Source organism: Stenotrophomonas riyadhensis, from assembly GCF_040256885.1.
Classification (GTDB): Bacteria; Pseudomonadota; Gammaproteobacteria; order Xanthomonadales; family Xanthomonadaceae; genus Stenotrophomonas; species Stenotrophomonas riyadhensis.
In genome coordinates this window covers 1,818,093-1,836,777 of record NZ_CP155568.1, presented here as the reverse complement: position 1 = coordinate 1,836,777, position 18,685 = coordinate 1,818,093, and the positions used below count along the sequence as shown (strand labels likewise).

General features: G+C 67.1%; 16 protein-coding genes. 8 read left to right on the top strand and 8 right to left on the bottom strand.

All coding sequences use genetic code 11. The features are described from left to right. Positions 1-185: 185 nt before the first annotated feature. The 4 genes from secF to tgt form a co-directional block, all read right to left on the bottom strand. Entirely contained in the window at positions 186-1,166 is a 981-nt protein-coding gene (gene secF, locus SriyCCGPB3_RS08775) for a protein translocase subunit SecF (RefSeq protein ID WP_014036869.1), read from the bottom strand. Positions 1,167-1,181: 15 nt separating this feature from the next. Next, positions 1,182-3,038, bottom strand: coding sequence for a protein translocase subunit SecD (secD, locus tag SriyCCGPB3_RS08770; RefSeq protein ID WP_110712003.1), 1,857 nt, complete (start codon positions 3,036-3,038; stop codon positions 1,182-1,184). A 61-nt stretch (positions 3,039-3,099) separates the two neighbouring features. Then, positions 3,100-3,444: a preprotein translocase subunit YajC gene (gene yajC, locus SriyCCGPB3_RS08765; RefSeq protein WP_014036867.1), complete on the bottom strand. Its 345-nt coding sequence runs from the start codon at positions 3,442-3,444 to the stop codon at positions 3,100-3,102. Positions 3,445-3,578: 134 nt separating this feature from the next. Beyond that, positions 3,579-4,709, bottom strand: a complete 1,131-nt coding sequence (gene tgt, locus SriyCCGPB3_RS08760; RefSeq protein ID WP_006434331.1) for a tRNA guanosine(34) transglycosylase Tgt — start codon at positions 4,707-4,709, stop codon at positions 3,579-3,581. A 187-nt stretch (positions 4,710-4,896) separates the two neighbouring features. Here tgt and SriyCCGPB3_RS08755 point away from each other — a divergent pair, with 187 nt between their 5' ends. Then, a complete protein-coding gene (locus tag SriyCCGPB3_RS08755; RefSeq protein WP_350260136.1) occupies positions 4,897-5,307 on the top strand; it encodes a hypothetical protein in 411 nt (136 codons plus the stop codon). Between the two features lie 168 nt (positions 5,308-5,475). On the opposite strand, the gene queA is transcribed toward SriyCCGPB3_RS08755, so the two are convergent. Beyond that, positions 5,476-6,543 carry a tRNA preQ1(34) S-adenosylmethionine ribosyltransferase-isomerase QueA gene (gene queA / locus SriyCCGPB3_RS08750; protein ID WP_110712002.1) on the bottom strand — a complete coding sequence of 356 codons (1,068 nt, stop codon included), beginning with the start codon at positions 6,541-6,543 and terminating at the stop codon, positions 5,476-5,478. Positions 6,544-6,753: 210 nt separating this feature from the next. Between queA and SriyCCGPB3_RS08745 the strand changes: the two genes are divergently transcribed. Together SriyCCGPB3_RS08745 and SriyCCGPB3_RS08740 are read left to right on the top strand one after the other, a co-directional pair. Continuing rightward, a complete protein-coding gene (locus tag SriyCCGPB3_RS08745) occupies positions 6,754-8,250 on the top strand; it encodes an aminotransferase class III-fold pyridoxal phosphate-dependent enzyme (RefSeq protein WP_153855031.1) in 1,497 nt (498 codons plus the stop codon). Positions 8,251-8,433: 183 nt separating this feature from the next. Continuing rightward, positions 8,434-9,027 (top strand): TIGR00730 family Rossman fold protein, encoded by a 594-nt coding sequence (locus SriyCCGPB3_RS08740; RefSeq protein ID WP_010484495.1) that lies wholly within the window; start codon positions 8,434-8,436, stop codon positions 9,025-9,027. A gap of 19 nt (positions 9,028-9,046) precedes the next feature. Here SriyCCGPB3_RS08740 and SriyCCGPB3_RS08735 read toward each other — a convergent pair whose 3' ends face one another. Then, positions 9,047-11,890, bottom strand: a complete 2,844-nt coding sequence (locus tag SriyCCGPB3_RS08735; protein WP_153855032.1) for a bifunctional diguanylate cyclase/phosphodiesterase — start codon at positions 11,888-11,890, stop codon at positions 9,047-9,049. A 247-nt stretch (positions 11,891-12,137) separates the two neighbouring features. Here SriyCCGPB3_RS08735 and SriyCCGPB3_RS08730 point away from each other — a divergent pair, with 247 nt between their 5' ends. From SriyCCGPB3_RS08730 to SriyCCGPB3_RS08710, 5 genes are all read left to right on the top strand, one after another. Continuing rightward, entirely contained in the window at positions 12,138-12,656 is a 519-nt protein-coding gene (locus SriyCCGPB3_RS08730) for an RNA polymerase sigma factor (protein ID WP_350260363.1), read from the top strand. Next, entirely contained in the window at positions 12,653-13,666 is a 1,014-nt protein-coding gene (locus SriyCCGPB3_RS08725; RefSeq protein WP_350260135.1) for a hypothetical protein, read from the top strand. Before SriyCCGPB3_RS08730 ends, SriyCCGPB3_RS08725 begins: the two co-directional genes overlap by 4 nt. Before the next feature lie 40 nt (positions 13,667-13,706). Then, entirely contained in the window at positions 13,707-14,303 is a 597-nt protein-coding gene (locus SriyCCGPB3_RS08720) for an IMPACT family protein (protein WP_110711997.1), read from the top strand. Further along, a complete protein-coding gene (locus SriyCCGPB3_RS08715; protein WP_350260134.1) occupies positions 14,296-16,068 on the top strand; it encodes an ABC transporter transmembrane domain-containing protein in 1,773 nt (590 codons plus the stop codon). The genes SriyCCGPB3_RS08720 and SriyCCGPB3_RS08715 overlap by 8 nt, the downstream gene beginning before the upstream one ends. Before the next feature lie 69 nt (positions 16,069-16,137). After that, a complete protein-coding gene (locus SriyCCGPB3_RS08710) occupies positions 16,138-16,332 on the top strand; it encodes a hypothetical protein (protein WP_350260133.1) in 195 nt (64 codons plus the stop codon). Positions 16,333-16,636: 304 nt separating this feature from the next. Here the strand turns inward: SriyCCGPB3_RS08710 and SriyCCGPB3_RS08705 are convergent, their stop codons facing one another. Both SriyCCGPB3_RS08705 and pdxY read right to left on the bottom strand, forming a co-directional pair. Continuing rightward, positions 16,637-17,761: a prephenate dehydrogenase gene (locus SriyCCGPB3_RS08705; RefSeq protein WP_164162760.1), complete on the bottom strand. Its 1,125-nt coding sequence runs from the start codon at positions 17,759-17,761 to the stop codon at positions 16,637-16,639. Next, positions 17,758-18,666: a pyridoxal kinase gene (gene pdxY / locus SriyCCGPB3_RS08700; RefSeq protein WP_350260132.1), complete on the bottom strand. Its 909-nt coding sequence runs from the start codon at positions 18,664-18,666 to the stop codon at positions 17,758-17,760. The genes SriyCCGPB3_RS08705 and pdxY overlap by 4 nt, the downstream gene beginning before the upstream one ends. Positions 18,667-18,685: the final 19 nt, after the last annotated feature.

Genomic DNA, 18,685 nt, shown 5'->3' with positions numbered 1-18,685 from the left:
GGGCAGAGCCCCCTGAGTCAGGGGGCGGCCGCGAAGCGGCGGGGGTCTGGGAGCTGGTAAGTGGGGCCCACGGTTCGCGCAGCGAAGCGTGGGAGCGACAGCGCGCATGCGATGACGCGTACCAGCCCTGCCAACAAAAAACCCCGCTTGCGCGGGGTTCTCTGTGTGCTGCAGGCAGCAGGTGCTTACGGGCGACGGGCCAGGGCCTCGACGTCCTTCGCCTTCGGCAGCAGGTCCTGCTTGCTGACGCGCAGGAAACCGATCGTCAGCATCGGCACCGCCACCAGGATCGAGGACAGCACCACGATCACCGCACCGATCATGTGCGTCTCGGCCAGGCCTTCCATCGAGCTGCCGCCGTACATGTACAGGGCAAGCGCCGACAGGAAGAACATCACCGCAGTGATCACCGTACGCGACAGCGTCTGGTTGATCGAACGGTTCAGCACTTCCATCGAGTCCACGCGCAGGCTGCGGAAGTTCTCGCGGACGCGGTCGAAGACCACGATCAGATCGTTGATCGCAAAGCCCATCACCGACAGCAGGCCGGCCAGCACGGTCAGGTCGAACTCACGGCCCAGCAGGGACACGTAAGCGACCGTCACGATCAGGTCGAACATCGCCACGATGCTGGCGGTGACCGCGAACTTCCACTCGAAGCGAACCGCGATGTAGATCAGGAAGCCGGCCAGCATGAAGATGGTGGCGTACAGGCCATTCATCGCCAGGTCCTTGCCGATCTGCGGACCCACGAACTCGTTGCGGAGCACGGTGGCCTGATTGTCGGCGGTGGACAGCGCCTTCACCACGGCTGCGGCGGTGGCCTTGTCCTCGTGTGCGGCGTCGCCGGTACCGGCAGCGTGCTCACCATGCGGGGCCAGGCGGATCAGCAGGTCGGTGTTGCCACCGACGCTCTGCACCTGGGCGCCTTCGAAGCCGTTCTGCTCGAGCTTGGTGCGGACCTGCTCGACGTCCACCGCCTTGTCGAAGCGGGCTTCGATCAGCGTGCCGCCGGTGAAGTCCAGGGCGTAGTTGAAGCCCTTGACGCCGATGATGGCGACCGAGGCCAGGAACACGATGACCGTGACGACCATCGCGACATGGCGCCAGCGCATGAAGTCGATCTTGGTGTCGTTCGGGAGGATGTGCAGCGGAAACAGTTTCATGTGCGTGTCGTCCCGTCAGATGGCCACGTTCTGGAGCTTCTTGCGGCGGCCGTAGATCAGCGTCGCCAGCGCACGCGACACGGTGATCGCGGTGAACATGGAGGCGAAAATACCGATGATCATGGTCAGCGCGAAGCCCTTCAGCGGACCGGTACCGAATGCGAACAGCGCCACACCGACGATCAGGCCGGTCAGGTTGGCGTCGAGGATGGTGCCCGAGGCACGCTCGTAACCGGTCACGATCGCGGTCTTGCCCGGCACGCCGGCACGCAGCTCTTCACGGATACGCTCGTTGATCAGCACGTTGGCGTCCACCGACAGGCCGACCGACAGCGCCAGGCCGGCGAAGCCCGGCAGGGTCATGGTCGCGCCGAACAGCGACATCACCGCCACCACGATCAGCAGGTTGAACAGCATCGCGATCGAGGTGATCACGCCGAACATGCGGTAGTAGACGCTGAAGAACACCAGGGTGAACAGGAACGCGAACACCACCGCGCGCATACCGTTCTTGACGTTCTCGGCACCCAGGCTCGGGCCGACCACGCGCTCTTCGACGAAGTCCATCGGCGCGGCCAGCGAGCCCGACTTCAGCAGCTTGGCCAGGTCCTCGGCTTCCTTCTTCTGCAGGCCGGTGGTCTGGAAGTTCTTGCCGAACACGCCGTTGATGTTGGCCACCGAGATCACTTCCTCGTTGACCTTGAAGCCACGCACTTCCTGGCCGTCGACGACGGTCACGGTGGGCACGCGCTCGGTGTAGACCACCGCCATCGGCTTGTTCACGTTGGCGCTGGTGAAGTCGAACATGCGCTGGCCGCCGACGTTGTTCAGCGTCACGCTGACCGCCGGGGAACCGCTGTTCGAATCGGTCACCGCCTGTGCACCGACCATCTGGTCGCCGGTCACGATCACGCGCTTGTTCAGCAGGATCGGGCCGCGGCCGTCACGCTGCTGGTAGACCTTCGCTTCCGGCGGGATGCGGCCGGCGGCGATCGCGTCCTGCGCGTTGCCTTCGACCACCGCGCGGTATTCCAGGGTGGCGGTGGCGCCGATCATGCGCTTGGCTTCGGCGGTGTCCTGCACGCCCGGCAGCTGCACGACCACGCGGTCGGCACCCTGCCGCTGGATGATCGGCTCAGCCACGCCCAGCTGGTTCACGCGGTTGCGCAGGGTGTTGATGTTCTGCTCGATGGCGCCATTGGCGATCTGCGCGATCTCGGCATCCGGCACGGTGACCGTGATGCGATTGCCGCTGACGTCGTAGCCGAGGGTCGGCTGCGCCTTGACCAGTGCGGCGCGGGCACGCTGCGCGGCATCGTCACCGGCAGACGGGCTCAGGTTGGCCACGATGCTGTTGTCAGCGCGGCGCTCCACCGACTGGTACGGGATGCGCGCGTCACGCAGGGTGCTGCGAACGTCTTCGGTGTAGGCGTCCAAACGCTTGTCCAGGGCGGCCTTCTGGTCGACCTGCAGCACGAAGTGCACGCCACCCTGCAGGTCCAGGCCCAGCACCATCGGACGACCGCCGAGGTTCGCCAGCCAGTCCGGCACGGTCGAGGCCAGGTTCAGGGCCACGGTGTACTTTTCGCCAACCGTGTCGCGCAGGGCGTCGCTGGCAGCGGACTGCGCCTTCAGGTCCGGCAGGCGGACAATCAGGCTTTCCCCTTCCTTCTCGGCACCGATGGTGGTGACACCAGCCGCCTTCAGGTCGGCCAGCACACGGTCGCGCAGCGCATCGTCGATCTGGCCGCCACGGTTGGCGGTGATCTGGAGGGCCGGGTCCTTCTGGTAGATGTTGGGCAGCGCGTACAGCGCGCTGAGCGCCAGTACGATCAGGATGACGACGTACTTCCAGCGTGGAAATTCGAGCATTGCTTGGGTCCCGCGCGGCGCCATCCCCGGCGCCGCGGTTGTGCATCGGAAAGGGAGTGGCTTACTTGGCCGAATCCAGGGTGCCGGTCGGCAGCACGCTGCCAACAGCGCCCTTCTGCACGCGGATGCGCACGTTCTCGGCCACTTCGATGGTGATGAAGTTGTCGCCGATGTCGGTGACCTTGCCGGCGATGCCGCCATTGGTCAGCACTTCGTCGCCACGCTTGATCTTCTCCAGCATGGACTTGTGTTCCTTCTGCCGCTTCATCTGCGGGCGGATCATCAGGAAGTACATGATGGCGATCAGGATGATCGGGAACAGCAGCGTGGTCAGGCCCATGCCCTGCGGTTGGCCGCCGGCGGCCTGGGCGTGGGCGGCGGGAATCAGGAAGGCAAGCAGGTTCATCGTTGGTCCTTTGGTTGGGCGGCGCTCCGGCCCTTTCACGGGCACGGGGTGTCGACCGCGGATCTGGGTCAGCCTTGAAGTATGCCACGGCCCCGGGCGTTCGTCCTTGGGCCGTTTGGCAGGGGGTGTTCGGGTTACAGGGGCGGTGCTACCGCCCCGCGTGCCGCGTAGAAAGACTCACGGAAGGCCAGGAAGGTTCCCGCCTCGATCGCCGCACGGATGTCGGCCATGAGCTTTTCGTAATAGAACAGGTTGTGCAGGGTGCCCAGCATCGGCGCCAGCATCTCGTTGCAGCGGTCCAGGTGGCGCAGGTACGAACGCGTGTAACCGCCGGTGCAGGCCACGCAGCCACAGCCCGGCTCGATCGGGTCCATGTCGCGCGCGTACTGTGAATTGCGGATGCGGACGGTGCCGAACGAGGTGAAATAGTGGCCGTTGCGGGCGTTGCGGGTCGGCATCACGCAGTCGAACATGTCCACGCCACGTGCGACACCCTCGACCAGGTCTTCCGGCCGGCCCACACCCATCAGATAGCGCGGACGGTCGCCCGGCAGTTCCGGGTCCAGGTGGTCGAGCATGGCGTTGCGCTCGTGCTCCGGCTCGCCCACGGCCAGGCCACCGATGGCGTAACCGTCGAAGCCGATCGCCTGCAGGGCCTCGGCCGAGCGGCTGCGCAGGTCGGTGTGCACGCCGCCCTGGACGATGCCGAACAGGGCCGCGTCATTGCCCAGCTCGTCATGCGCGTTGCGGCTGCGCTGGGCCCAGCGCAGGCTCAGCTCCATCGAGCGGCGCGCCACATCCTCGGTGGCCGGGTACGGGGTGCACTCATCGAAGATCATCACCACGTCCGAATCGAGCACTTTCTGGATCTTCATGCTCTCTTCCGGGCCCAGGAACACGCGGGCACCGTCGGTGGGCGAGGCGAAGGTCACGCCCTGCTCGGTGATCTTGCGGCGGTGGGCCAGCGAGAACACCTGGAAGCCGCCGGAGTCGGTCAGGATCGGGCCGTCCCAGCGGCAGAAGCCGTGCAGGCCGCCGTGGTCGGCAATGATGTCCAGGCCCGGGCGCAGGTACAGGTGGAACGTGTTGCCGAGGATGATCTCGGCGCCCAGCGCACGCACCTGGTCCGGCAGGATGCCCTTGACCGAGCCATAGGTCCCCACCGGCATGAAGGCCGGCGTTTCCACCGTGCCACGCGGGAAGGTCAGGCGGCCACGGCGGGCACGGCCGTCGCGGGTCTTGAGCTGGAACTGCAGTCGGGACATGGAGCGGTCATTCAGGCAAATAGTCGCCTATTGTCTCCCAAAACCGGATCGACCGCCCATTCAGGCCTGAACGGAACCAATGACCTGAGCGACGCGGCTGCTGGACTGTCGCATCTGGCCTTGGCCCTGACTGGTCGCCCCTCCAAGATGGGCGGACTACGTATTTCGCCAGGAAATCAGGCCCAAGATGAATAGAAGTGACCGCGAGGTACTAGAAGCAATTCTTGGGGGAAAAATCGAGCAACGAGCCGATCGAATCGCCCCGGGCATAAATCCTGTAGCCGGAGTGGAGTTCATCTATTACGAGGATTTCCATACCAGCAGCGCTTCAAGTCAGTTCCGCAAATTGCTGGCCTCTGCTGGCGAGTTCACCGCGAGCAGCGGTGGCATCGTATCGGACAGCTGCCGGATAACCCTACCCAACGGCCAGCGCTTCCTCGCCCTTTCCTTCCACGGCGATCTGGATGGATGGCGGAAGGCGGTGGAAGCCGGGGCACTCAACCTCGGCCTTCGCCTGGCCCGCATTGAAGATGACCACCTGATCATCTCCGACGGCCAGCCCGTTCCGCTCAGCGAATGCAAGGTGGATTTGGGCTGAGCAGCCCGGCGGAACCCACTTGCGGAAAGGATTGTCCACGCATGGTGTGGATCTACCACAGCGCCGGAGGCAGTAGAGCCACTCCATGCGTGGCTTTCCTGGCCTCCAGGCACCTGCAAGTGCGCACCAAGGGTGCGCACCCACCACAAGCAGGCAGAGGTCAGCGCCCTACCCCGCCTGCGGGAACAGCAGCATCGCGTCGCCGTAGCTGAAGAAGCGGTAGCGCTGTTCGATCGCGTGCTGGTAGGCCTCGAACACGCGCTCCTTGCCGGCGAACGCGGAAATCATCATCAGCAACGTGCTTTCCGGCAGGTGGAAGTTGGTCACCATCGCGTCGACGCTGCGGATGCGGTAGCCCGGGGTGATGAAGATCTGCGTCTCGCCGGCGAACGGCAGCAGTTCACCCTCGCGCATCGCGCTTTCCAGCGCGCGCACCACGGTGGTGCCGACGCCGATCACGCGGCCGCCGGCGGCGCGCGTGCGCCGCACCTGCTGCACCAGCTCGGCACCGACATTCAGCCACTCGCGGTGCATCACGTGGTCCTTCAGGTCATCGGCACGCACCGGCTGGAAGGTGCCCGCACCCACGTGCAGGGTGACGTGGCCGAAGTCCACGCCCTTGTCCTTCAATGCGGCCAGCAGCGGTTCGTCGAAATGCAGGCCGGCGGTCGGTGCCGCCACCGCGCCGACTTCACGCGCGAACACGGTCTGGTAGCGCTCGCGGTCATCCACACCCGGCTCGCGCTGGATGTACGGCGGCAACGGCAGGCGACCGGCATGCAGCAGCCACTGCTCCAGTGATTCCGGCACATGGAACTGCAGCACGTAGAACTCGCCATCGCGGCCCAGCACCTCGGCTTCGCCGCCGGCGTCCAACGCGATGCGGCTGCCGGCCTTCGGCGATTTGCTGGCCCCCACCTGCGCGCGGGCCTGCTGGGCGCCCAGCAGGCGCTCGATCAGGATCTCCACGCGGCCGCCGCTGGCCTTCTGCCCGAACAGCCGAGCCGGGATCACCCGGGTGTCGTTGAACACCAGCAGGTCGCCAGGCTGCAGCAGTGACGGCAGGTCACGCACCTGCAGGTCGGTGAACGCGGCGGGGGCTTGCGGCACCAGCAGCAGGCGGCTGGCGGAACGTTCGGCCAGGGGCGCCTGCGCGATCAGTTCAGCCGGCAGGTCGTAGTTGAAATCGGACTTCTTCAAGGCAGTGGGCGGCAACAGGTCGACAATGGCGCGCATTGTACGTCCAGCGTCTGCAAGCCGGCGCGCTTCGCGGCGAACGTCGCGCAAAATGCTGCTATGCAGCAGGTTTCTGCGGGGTTATCGCGCAAAAAAACAAGTGCTAGCATCGAGTTGGAAGTCCGCTGCACGAGCCTGCCCCAAGCGCGCGTGATGACGCGCGTTTTGCTTTTGAAGACCCGTGCGACCCATTGTTTCAGGAGATCTGCAATGAGCTTCATCGAACGCCTCGCCCCCCTGCGCAACCAGCCCGGCACCCGCCTCACCTCCGGCCTGGACGATGCCACCCTGACCGCCCTGTCCGCCAACCATCCGCAGCTGATCGCCGCGGTGGACGCCGCCGCCGAGGAATTCGCGCGCGTGCAAGCCGACCTGGGGCCGCTGCTGGCGCAGGACGAACAGGCGCAGATCGACGCGATGCAGGACGGTTTCGTCAATTTCTACGCCGATGACGCGGTGACCCCATACGTGGCACTGGCTGCGCGCGGCCCGTGGGTGGTCACCCTGAAGGGCGCCGTGCTGTACGACGCCGGCGGCTACGGCATGCTCGGCTTCGGGCACACCCCGGATGCCGTGCTGGAGGCGATGGCCCGCCCGCAGGTGATGGCCAACATCATGACCCCCAGCCTGTCGCAGCAGCGCTTCATCACCGCCCTGCGCGCCGAGATCGGCCACCGCCGTGGCGGCTGCCCGTTCACCCGTTTCATGTGCCTGAATTCCGGTTCAGAGGCCGTTGGCCTGGCCGCGCGCATCGCCGACGTCAACGCCAAGCTGCAGACCGACCCGGGCGCCCGCCACGCCGGTGCTGCGATCAAGCGCGTGGTGGTCAAGGGCAGCTTCCATGGCCGTACCGACCGCCCTGCCCTCTATTCGGATTCCAGCCGCAAGAGCTACATGCAGCACCTGGCCAGCTACCGTGGCGAAGACTCGGTGATCACCGTGGCGCCGTACGACGAAGCCGGCCTGCGCAAGGTGTTCGAGGATGCCGCGCGCAACCAGTGGTTCATCGAGGCAGTGTTCCTGGAGCCGGTGATGGGCGAAGGCGACCCGGGCCGCTCGGTGCCGCCGTCGTTCTATGCCGTGGCCCGCGAGCTGACCCGTGCCCATGGCAGCCTGCTGCTGCTCGACTCGATCCAGGCCGGCCTGCGCGCGCATGGCGTGCTGTCGGTGGTCGATTACCCGGGCTTCGAAGGCCTGGACCCGCCGGACATGGAGACCTACTCCAAGGCGCTCAACGCCGCGCAGTACCCGCTGTCGGTGCTGGCGGTGACCGAGCATGCCGCGCAGCTGTACCGCAAGGGCATCTATGGCAACACGATGACCAGCAACCCGCGTGCGCTGGACGTGGCCTGTGCCACCCTGGCCCAGCTGACCCCGCAGGTGCGCGCCAACATCGCCGAGCGTGGTGCCGAGGCCGTGCGCAAGCTGGAACAACTGAAGAACGAGCTGGGCGGCCTGATCACCAAGGTGCAGGGCACCGGCCTGCTGTTCTCCTGCGAGCTGGCTCCTCAGTTCAAGTGCTACGGCGCCAACTCCACCGAAGAATGGCTGCGCCAGCACGGCATCAACGTGATCCACGGCGGCGAGAACTCGCTGCGCTTCACCCCGCACTTCGGCATGGACAGCGAGGAGCTGGACCTGCTGGTGGGCCTGGTGGGCCGCGCCCTGCGTGAAGGCCCGCGCCGCGAGCAGGCCGCCGCGGCGTAAGCCTGCTTGGCGTTTGTAGAGTCGAGCCATGCTCGACTCGGCCTTTGCCGCGATCTGAACGAAGAGCAGCCGAGCATGGCTCGGCTCTACAGAAGGGCTCATAATCCAAGGACACCCCGTCCCTGACCGCCCTGCGGTCGGCGACGGGGCGTTTTCGTTTCCGGCCAAGAGACAGGAAGATCCATGAAATCGATCTGTGTGTACTGTGGTTCCAACGCTGGCAGCAAGCCGGCCTATACCGAACGCGCCATTGCCCTGGGTGACCGCATCGCCCGTGATGGCCTGCGCCTGGTGTACGGCGGTGGCAACGTCGGCCTGATGGGAACCGTGGCCAATGCCGTGCTCGCCGCCGGCGGCGAGGTGACCGGCGTGATTCCGCGCCAGCTGGCCGACTGGGAAGTGGCCCACCGCGGCCTGACCGAGCTGGAGATCGTCGGTTCGATGCATGAACGCAAGTCGCGCATGTTCGACCTCGCCGATGGCTTCGTCACGCTGCCCGGCGGCTTCGGCACCATGGAAGAGATCTTCGAGATGCTGACCTGGCGCCAGCTGGGTATCGGCAACAAGCCGTGCGCGTTCCTCGACGTGGAGGGTTTCTACGCCCCACTGATCGGCATGATCGACCGCATGGTGGAAGAGCGCTTCCTGCACCCGGACCAGCGCCAGGACCTGTGGTACGGCTCGGACATCGAAGCGATGCTGGAGTGGATGAAGAACTACCAGCCGGCGCAGGCCTCGAAGTGGATCGACGAAAAGCGTCGCGCCGCCCTGCGCTGATGCTTCCCTGCGCGGCGGCTCAGACCGCCGCGCAGCCCCGCGGTGCGGGCCGCCCCAGCAGATAGCCCTGGCCGTAGTCGCAGCCGAGTTCGCGCAGCGTCTGCTGCTGCGCCTCGGTCTCGATGCCCTCGCCGATGGTCTCGATGCCCAGCGTGCGCGCCAGCGACAGCACGCCCTCGACCAGCGCGCGCGTGCTCTGCACTTCCGGCCCATGCAGGCCGGCGATGAAACTCTGGTCGATCTTCAGCGTACTGATCGGGAAGCGGTGCAGGTAGGACAGCGCCGAGAAGCCGGTACCGAAATCGTCCAGCTGCACCTGGATGCCGCGCTCGCGCAGGCCCTGCAGGATGCGCAGGGTGTGCGGACCATCATCCAGCAGCGCCACCTCGGTAATTTCCAGGCGCAGTCGCTGCGGATCCGCACCATACTCGTCCAGCAGGCCGAACAGGCGGTCGCTGAACTCCGCGGAGCGGAAATGGCGCGGTGACACGTTCACCGATACATAGCTGTGCCCGCCTTCGACCAGGCCGGCGATGACCTGCTCGTAGATCAGCCAGTCGACCTGTTCGATCAGGCCGCTCTCCTCGCCCAGCTCCAGGAACGCGCCTGGCAACAGCAGCCCACGGCGCTCGTGCTGCCAACGCAGCAGCGCCTCGTGACCCACCACCTCGCCATCGGACAGGCGCACGATCGGCTGGTAGAACGGCACGAAGTCGCGGTTGTTGATCGCACGGCGCAGGTCGGCTTCCAGATCAAGGCTGCGCATGGCCTGCTCGCGCATGTCCTCGTCGAATATCGCGCAACGGTCGTGGCCCTGCGCCTTGGCCCGGTACATCGCAGCGTCGGCATCGCGCAGCAGCTCTTCGCCGGTGCGGTAGCGGGGGTTCCACAAGGCGATGCCCAGGCTGCCGGACGGGAACAGTTCGCGCCCGGCGATCCACATCGATTCCTGCAATGCCAGCAGCAGGCGCTGGCCAAAGTCCAAGGCCTGCGCCAGGCCCTGCGGGCATTGCAGCAGCACCGCGAATTCGTCGCCACCCAGCCGGGCCACCACGTCCTCGGTGCCGGCCATCGACACGATGCGCTTGGCCACTTCCACCAGCATGCGGTCGCCGGCGGCATGGCCGATGCTGTCGTTGACCAGCTTGAAGCGGTCCAGGTCGAGGAACAGCACGGCGAACACCGGGCCGCCCTCGCGCCGGGCCAGCGCCAGCGCATCCTGCAGGCGATCCAGCAGGTGCAGGCGGTTGGGCAGGCCGGTCAACGCATCGTGCATGGCCTGGTGGGTCAGGCGCTGTTCGGCGCGCAGGCGCTCGCCGATCTGGCCGAGCAGTTTTTCGTTGACTTCGGCCAGTTCGCGGGTTCGCTCTTCCACGCGCTTCTCCAGCTCGGCGTGCGCCGAGCGCAGCCGCTGCTGGTCACGCTGGCGGGCCAGCCCGGTGCCGATGTTCTGTGCGACGAAGGTCAGCAGACGCTGATCGTGCACGCTGAAGGCGCTGCTCTCGCTGTAGCTCTGCACCACGATCGCGCCAACGACTTCGTCGTCGCGCAGCAGTGGCACGCCCAGCCAGCAGTGCGAGCGCGTACCGGATTCGCGCACTTCGCCGCTGGCCAGCAACGCGTCGATCTGCCCACGCGAAGCCAGCAGCGGGCGCCGGTTGCGTACCACGTATTCGGTCAGGCCACGGCTGAACGGTCGCGGCGCGCGGCTGGCGTTGTGTTCGTCCACCGAATAGACGAAGTCCAGGCCGTTGCCGGCAGGGTTCACCAGGGCGATGTAGAAATTGCGAGCGTCGAGCAGGCGCCCGACCACCCCATGCACCTGTCCGTAGAACTGGGCCAGGCTGTCGGCCGACATCGCCATCTCGGCGATGTTGTACAGGGCGGTCTGCAGCTGTTCGGCGCGACGACGCTCGGCCACCTCGTCCTGCAGGCTGTGGTTGGCGCGCTGCAGTTCCTGGGTGCGCCGCGCCACCTGCTGTTCCAGCCGCACCTGCGCCTGGCGCCGGTCCATCGCGGTCTGTACGTGCTGCGCAACGAAGCCCAGCAATGCGCGCTCGGCCTCGCCATAGCGGGCCGCCTGTTCATAGCTCTGAACCACGATGGCACCGCATACGCGGCCATCGCGCAGCATCGGCACACCCAGCCAGTCCAGGCTTTCCGGGCCGCGCTGCGGGTCGTGTTCCTGCTCCATCACCTGCGCCAGCAGCTTGCGCGAGGGACCACTGAGCGGCCTGCCATGACGCAGCAGCGCCACGGTCAGGCTGCGCGGCATCTCGCTGGCGTCATGGCTCTGCGTGGGATCGGCGACGAAATCATCGACCTGATCGGCGAAGTACAGGAAGCGTATCTGGTCGCGCACGTCGTCGTACTCGACGATGTAGCAGTTCTCCGCATACATCAGCGTGCCCAGAACGCCATGCACGTGGCGCAGCATCTCGGGCATTTCCAGGTCGGCACCGGCCAGATCGGCAATCTGGAACAACGCCTGCTGCAGCCGCTCGGCCTCTTCCAGCGCCTTGATCTGGCCGGCCTGGCGGCCGCGCTGCAGCGCCAGCTCCATCGCCTGCCGGGCCACCCCCCACCAGGCCGGCGAAGGCGCCGCTCCGGCCACCGACAACAGCAGCCGAGCACCGTCGTACTCCCAGCCATGCTGGCCATCGCCGGTTCCCGGCTCCGCGGCCACGTGGCCGGCAACTGCCGGCGACGGCCAGCCGCCCTGGCCACGGCCAAGCTGCGGGTCGTCCCAGCCGACGCGGACCACGGCCGTTTCCGGCAAAAGCGCATGCAACGCGCGCACCAGCGCCGTGCTCAGCACAGCCTCGTGTGGTGGCTCTTCCGCCGGTTCAGCATGCGTGGACAAATGACAATCTCTTGGCGCCGTCTGTGCGTCGCCTCCCCTGAGCCGCCGAGCATAGCGCGCCACCCGGGGGGCAATGGAAGCCCGTAAACCCCGAATCGTGCGCCCGTACGTTTTTCCTGATGACCGTAGCCTCTTCCGAGCCATGACCCTCGCCCTGCCCGCCGCCGCCACCGGCTATGCGCCATCGCCTGCAGGCCTTACCCTGTACGCCGTGGAAGCCAGCGCACTGCCAACCGATGAAGCCTTGATGCTGGCCTGGGCCGGTGGCGACCTGCGTGCCTTCGAAAGCCTGTATACGCGCCATCGCAAGCGCCTGTTCGGCTTCCTGCTGCGGCAACTGCGCGACAACGCGCTGGCCGAAGAGATCTTCCAGGACGTCTGGCAACGGGTGATCAGCGCCCGCGCCGGCTGGCAGCCCGAGGCCGCGTTCAGCACCTGGCTGTTCCGCATCGCCCACAACCGCCTGAACGACCATTGGCGCGCCGCCCGCCATCGCCCCGCCGCGCCGGCCGACGCCGATCTGCGCCTGGCCGCGATCGAGGATGGGCAGACCCCGGAAGCGGAGCTTTCCGAATTCGAACAGCGTCGCCGCATCCAGCTGGCGATGGAACAACTGCCGCCGGAGCAGCGCGAAGTGCTGCAACTGCGGCTGGATCAGGAACTGAGCCTGGAGGAGATCGGCCAGATCACCGGCGTAGGCCGGGAAACCGTGAAATCGCGGCTGCGCTATGCGATGGACAAGCTGCGTGCGGGATTGAACGCATGAACCGAGACGAACCGCTGACGCCGGAAGAACGCGAGCTGGCCCGCCTGCTCGGCCATCGCGCCGAACAGGCACCGCCAGCTGCCCTGGATGCCGCCATCCTGGCTGCGGCCCGCGCCGCCGTGGACGCTCCGTCCGCCGATGCCGCCGCCTCGCCGGACGCCGCGCGCGCGCGACGCGCGCGCCCACGCTGGCCGGCGGTGTTCGGTATCGCCGCCTCGATGGTCTTCGCAATCGGCATTGCCTGGCAGCTGCGCCCGGAGCCGCCCCCGGTTCCTGCCGGTGAGGCCGCTGTTGCCGCGGCACCGGCGGCCGCCGACGTCTCCACCGCCGACCAGGCTGCTGACAGCGGTGCGGCCGACAGCGCGGCTGCGGCGCCAGCCGCCGCGCCGACCGCACCGCTTGCGCCCCCGAAGACGGCTGCAATCCCGGCCGCCGATACCCCCGCACCTGCCATCGCGCGTGCGCGCCAGCCTGCCCCGGCGCAAGCGCCTCCAGCGCCGGTGCGGGCCGCACCATCGATGGCCGCAGAAGCCGCCGCCGATACCGCGTTCGCAGCGTTGCCGCCGCCACCAGCTGCGGCACCTCCTGCGCCGCCGGCCCCTGTTGCGTACTCGGCACCGGCCCCCACCTTGCCGGCTCCGGCTCCGGCTCCGGCAGCCGCATTGAAGGCGCGTACGGCGGCGGCACCGGTCGCCAACGCCGCCGACGTCGACGCCGAACCCGCCGTGATGCAGGACCGGGTCGAGATCACTTCGATGAAGCGCGAGGCGACCCGCCGTTCCGCGCCCGGCGTCATGCAGCGCAACAGCGATGCGGGCCTGAGCGCGGATGCGGTGCAGGCTGAAGTAAGCGCGGATGCACGCCTGCCGCGCCGGCAATGGCTGGAAAAGATCCGCGAACGCCGCGATCAGGGCCAGCGCGACCTCGCCCGCGCCAGCCTGGAACGCTACATCCAGCAGTACCCGGAATCGCGCCTGCCGCGCGACCTGCGCCCGCTGCTGGACGACTGAGTGCCACGGAAATCGGCAGCAACACCGTAGAATGGTGGGAATGCCCGATACCCTCGCCCAGCCGGTCAGCCACACGCTGGAAATCAAGCACAGCCGTTTCATCGCCCATGCCACGCCGATCGATGGCCCCGCAGCGGCGATGGCGTTTCTGCAGCAGGTCGCGGTGGTCGATGCCACGCACAACTGCTGGGCCTACCGGCACGGGCAGGACTACCGTTCCAGCGACGATGGCGAGCCCGCGGGTACCGCTGGGCGGCCGATTCTTGCCGCCATTGATGGCCAGGGCTTCGACCGGGTGATGGTGGTGGTGACGCGCTGGTTTGGCGGCATCAAGCTCGGTGCAGGCGGCCTGGTACGCGCCTATGGCGGCGCTGCGGCCGAATGCCTGCGCACCGCGCCACGCCTGCCGCTGGTCGCCATGTCCCGCCTGCAGCTGCTGGCTGGTTTTGAAGACCTGGGCACCTTGCATGCTGCCCTGCCCGCCTTCGGGGCCGAGAAGCGCGATGAACAGTTCGATGCCAATGGCGTGTGCCTGCGGGTCGAATTGCCCGCCGATCAGGTCGACGCATTGAAAATCCGCCTGCGCGACGCCACCCGTGACCGTATCCGCATACAAGACGACGACCAGGATGACTGACAAGGACGACGCTCCCGCTTCGACCCCGCCGCTGCGCCGCCTCGGCAGCCTGCGTACGCTGTGGCCGTTCGTGCGCCGCCACAGTGGCCTGTTCACTGCCTGGCTGCTGGCCCTGGCGGTGTCTTCGGCCGCCACGCTGAGCCTGCCTCCGGCGGTGAAGCAGATGATCGATCACGGTTTCAGCAGCGGTGGCCAGATCAACCGCGCTTTCGCCCTGCTGATGCTGGTCGCGGTGGTGATGGCGCTGGGTACGGCCGCGCGCTTCTACTTCGTATCGCTGCTCGGCGAAAAGGTCGTGGCCGACCTGCGCAGCCAGCTGTATGCCCACCTGATCCAGCTGGGCGCCGGTTTCCACGACCGCAGCCGCAGCGGAGAACTGGTCTCGCGCCTGACCGCGGACACCGAACTGCTGCGCAGCGTGGTCGGCTCGACCATGTCCGTGGCGCTGCGCAGCACGGTCACCGTCATCGGCAGCCTGGCGATGCTGTTCGTCACCAGCCCCCGGCTGGCCGCATGGTCGCTGCTCGGCATTCCGCTGGCGGTGCTGCCGATCATCATCGGCGCGCGCAAGCTGCGCACGGTCGCACGCAACAGCCAGGACCGCATCGCCGATGCCAACAGCCTGGCCAGTGAAACCCTGGGGGCGGTGCGCACGGTGCAGGCACATGCACGCGAGCCGTACGAGCGTGGACGCTTCGACAAGGCTCTCGGTGATGCCATCAGCGCTGCCCGTCGCCGCATCGGCGCACAGTCGCTGGTCACCGCCAGCGCCATCCTGCTGGTATTCGGCGCCATCGTCGGTGTGTTGTGGCTGGGCGCGCACGACGTCATCGACGGCCGCCTCAGCGCCGGTACGCTGGGCCAGTTCGTGCTGTATGCACTGATCGGCGGCGGCTCGGTGGGCGCACTGGCCGAAGTATGGAACGAGCTGCAGCGCGCGGCCGGCGGCATGGGCCGCATCGGCGAACTGCTGCAGGAAGACATCGAGATCCGCGCGCCGGCACAGCCGCACGCGTTGCCGCAGCCCTTGCGCGGCGAGATCCAGTTCAATGATGTGGTGTTCCACTATCCGCAACGCCCGGACCAGGCTGCGCTGGACCACTTCAACCTGCACGTGCGTCCGGGCGAAACCGTGGCGCTGGTGGGTCCGTCGGGGGCGGGCAAGAGCACCGTGCTTTCGATGCTGCTGCGCTTCCACGACCCGGCCGATGGCCGCATCTGCGTGGATGGCATCGACGTGCGCCAGGTGGACCCGGCCGAGCTGCGTGCGCAGCTGGCGCTGGTGCCGCAGCAGCCCACCCTGTTCGCGGCCAGTGCGCGCGACAACATCCGCTATGGCCGCCTGCAGGCCAGTGACGCCGAAGTCGAAGATGCCGCGCGAGCGGCCGAGGCCGATGGCTTCCTGCGCGCGTTGCCGCAGGGCTACGACAGCGAACTGGGAGAGCGCGGTGCCCGCCTGTCCGGCGGCCAGCAGCAGCGCGTGGCAATTGCCCGTGCACTGCTCAAGGACGCGCCGATCCTGCTGCTGGACGAAGCCACCAGCGCGCTGGACGCGCAGAGCGAGCACAGCGTGCAGCAGGCGCTGGAGCGGCTGATGGCCGGCCGCACCACGCTGGTCATCGCCCACCGCCTGGCCACCGTGCTCAAGGCCGACCGCATCGTGGTGATGGACCAGGGCCGTATCGTCGCCGAGGGCACGCATGCGCAACTGCTGGCCGAAGGTGGCTTGTACGCTGAACTTGCACGCCTGCAGTTCATCGATTGATGACGGCCGGCTAACATCGGCGGGACCAAGCTGGCGGCGAACAGCAGCATCCGTTGAAGGAGGTGCACGATGTCGTTCCGTCAGTTCCCTGCAGTGGACAGCAATGGCGAAAGCCACATCATCATCGAGTTCAAGCCCGAGGCGAATGGCGGCGGGCATCACTCTGAAGCCACGCCGCGTTACGAGCTGGATGACGGGCGTCATCTGGTTCGCAATGGCCGCGAATTCACCACCAGCGGCGGCGAACTGCGACTGACGATCTGAGGTTCGCCGGGCATGGTCCGGCGCTACCGGATTTCGTATCGCCCCGCTCTGGTGGGTGTCGACCTTGGTCGACATGCCTTTTGCCTCTGGTAGGTGTCGACCTTGGTCGACACGCTTTTTTGCCTCTGGTAGGTGTCGACCTTGGTCGACACGCCTTTTGCCACGGGCAGTCGAGCGTGGCTCGACCCTACAAAAAAGCGCGGTCAATTTTTGACCAACCATCTTGACAGCCTTTGCCACCAAGGGCTGCGCCCGGTTATCCACACGTTTGCTCAGGAACCATCCACACCGCCTGTGGATGAATTCAGCCCAGTACCCGCCCGATGCCGCTGGCGTCCACCTCGGCCGCCGCCCGGGCGATCGCTGCAGCATCGCTGCCGGCCACGAATCCGATACGGAAATGCACCTCACCGCCAGGCGTCCGCGAGGAGTGGATCGAGGCCAGGCTGATGTGGTGCTGCTCAAACACATTCAGCAGCTCACGCAGTGAACCCGGCCGATCCTCCGGCAGGTGCACCGACAACGCATTGCGCTCGGTCAGGTCGGCCAGCAGATAACCCACGCGTTCAAAGGTGTAGTTGCCCTCGGCCACGGCCTGCTCACCGAAGGCACTGCGGTTGGCCGACAGCAGCTGCTCGCGGAATGCACCACGCGCACGGTCGTCGCCCTGCCCGACCTGCGCCTGCAGCGCCTGCAGCTGGCCGACCAGCCGCTCCAGCATCGGCGCCACGTACGGGTTGCCGAACTGGATGTCTTCGTAGATCGCCGGGTTCAGCGACAGGATGCGCGAAATGATCGCCGTATCCAGCTCGAACGACGCCGAGCGGTACGGCATCATCGCGGTCAGATCGCCCAGCTGTGGCTGGTACTGGCGCAGTACACCGGCCTGGGCCAGGTGGGTGGCATGCACCATCGCCTGTACCAGCGCCATCATCTGGTCGTGGTGCTGCGGCGTGGCCCGCACGCACTCGGCCTGCAGCGCCGTGCACAGCGTATCGACCCATGGCTGCCAGTGTTGCAGCCGCGCTTCGCAGACCACCATCACCCGGCCCTTCAGGGTCGGCGCCTTGGGTGGCGCAGTCATCGGGTGCAGGCCGACCACTTCTGCCTGCGAACCCAGCATCGCCTGCACCGGCGCTTCCTTCACTGAGGTCACGTCCAGCCACAACCTGCCCCGCTCGCGGCCTGCCGACTGCTGCACGTACTCGGCAATCAACGCCGGCGTATGCCGGATCGGCGCCGAGAACACCAGCACGTCCGCCTGCGCCAGCAGCTGTTCCGGCGTATGCGAGTCCGGATCGGCCGGATCGTGGCCGATCACCTGCAGCTGCATGTGCTGCTGGAAGAAACGGGTCAGCCAGCGCCCATAGGCGCCAGCACTACCGACGATACCGACCGTACGCGGCGTGCGTTCGTGCAGACCGCTCATGCCACGCGTTCGGCACGGAAGCGCGTGCCTTCGGCCAGCGCGGCAGGCGCCGCCGCGATCACGTCGAATTCCTCGTAGCCATTGTCCAGAGTCGCCTCCAGCGCCGCATGGGTACCGGCAATCGCACGCGAAATCGCCTGCTGCATCGATTCACCTCGCAACAGGAACGACACCACCAGCGACATCAGCACGTCACCGGTGCCGGCCACATCCACCGGCAGCAGCGGCGAAGTCCAGCGCCAGGTTTCCTCACAACCGACCGCCAGGGTCACCAGCTCACCCGGGTTACCGCCCACGCTGTGCGCGATCACCCAGTGCGGGCCGCGATCCAGCAGCGTGCGCGCGGCAGCGATGGCATCAGCCTCGGCCAGTGCCGGCATGCCGGTCAGACGATTCAGTTCGAAGGCGTTCGGGGTCACCAACCAGGCATGCGGCAGCAATCGCTCGGCGAAGATCGCCTCCAGGCCCGGTTCCACGTAGGGGCCGGTGTGGGTGTCACCAATCACCGGATCCAGGCAGTAACGCAGCTGCGGACAGGCCGGCAGGATCTCGTCCAACCAGTCTGCGAAGGCGACACCGTTGGCGGTGCTGCCGAAGTAGCCGGAAACCAGCATCTTCGCCCGCTGCGGGAGGCCGCGCTCGTGGGTGCCCAGCAGCAGGTCGGCGAACCAGTCGGCGGGCAGCACGCGGCCGCGGGTGGTGTCGTAGAACGGCGCGTTGCTGAGCAGCACGGTCGGGATTTCCGCGACGCGCACGCCCAGCGCGCGCATCGGCGGAACGGCGGCGCTGTTGCCGGCATGACCGTAGACGAGTTGCGACTGGACCGAGATGACATCGATCGGCGACGGACCATCGGGCCGCTGGCGGCGGCCGTGGACCAGGTGGTTATCAAGGGATTCGCTCATGCCCGCATTCTACGCCCAA

Bases quoted from the DNA above. Each gene is read 5' to 3' on its own strand.
- secF (WP_014036869.1), bottom strand. From the start codon at position 1,166: ATGAAACTGTTTCCGCTGCACATCCTCCCGAACGACACCAAGATCGAC.
- secD (WP_110712003.1), bottom strand. From the start codon at position 3,038: ATGCTCGAATTTCCACGCTGGAAGTACGTCGTCATCCTGATCGTACTG.
- yajC (WP_014036867.1), bottom strand. From the start codon at position 3,444: ATGAACCTGCTTGCCTTCCTGATTCCCGCCGCCCACGCCCAGGCCGCC.
- tgt (WP_006434331.1), bottom strand. From the start codon at position 4,709: ATGTCCCGACTGCAGTTCCAGCTCAAGACCCGCGACGGCCGTGCCCGC.
- SriyCCGPB3_RS08755 (WP_350260136.1), top strand. From the start codon at position 4,897: ATGAATAGAAGTGACCGCGAGGTACTAGAAGCAATTCTTGGGGGAAAA.
- queA (WP_110712002.1), bottom strand. From the start codon at position 6,543: ATGCGCGCCATTGTCGACCTGTTGCCGCCCACTGCCTTGAAGAAGTCC.
- SriyCCGPB3_RS08745 (WP_153855031.1), top strand. From the start codon at position 6,754: ATGAGCTTCATCGAACGCCTCGCCCCCCTGCGCAACCAGCCCGGCACC.
- SriyCCGPB3_RS08740 (WP_010484495.1), top strand. From the start codon at position 8,434: ATGAAATCGATCTGTGTGTACTGTGGTTCCAACGCTGGCAGCAAGCCG.
- SriyCCGPB3_RS08730 (WP_350260363.1), top strand. From the start codon at position 12,138: ATGCTGGCCTGGGCCGGTGGCGACCTGCGTGCCTTCGAAAGCCTGTAT.
- SriyCCGPB3_RS08725 (WP_350260135.1), top strand. From the start codon at position 12,653: ATGAACCGAGACGAACCGCTGACGCCGGAAGAACGCGAGCTGGCCCGC.
- SriyCCGPB3_RS08720 (WP_110711997.1), top strand. From the start codon at position 13,707: ATGCCCGATACCCTCGCCCAGCCGGTCAGCCACACGCTGGAAATCAAG.
- SriyCCGPB3_RS08715 (WP_350260134.1), top strand. From the start codon at position 14,296: ATGACTGACAAGGACGACGCTCCCGCTTCGACCCCGCCGCTGCGCCGC.
- SriyCCGPB3_RS08710 (WP_350260133.1), top strand. From the start codon at position 16,138: ATGTCGTTCCGTCAGTTCCCTGCAGTGGACAGCAATGGCGAAAGCCAC.
- SriyCCGPB3_RS08705 (WP_164162760.1), bottom strand. From the start codon at position 17,761: ATGAGCGGTCTGCACGAACGCACGCCGCGTACGGTCGGTATCGTCGGT.
- pdxY (WP_350260132.1), bottom strand. From the start codon at position 18,666: ATGAGCGAATCCCTTGATAACCACCTGGTCCACGGCCGCCGCCAGCGG.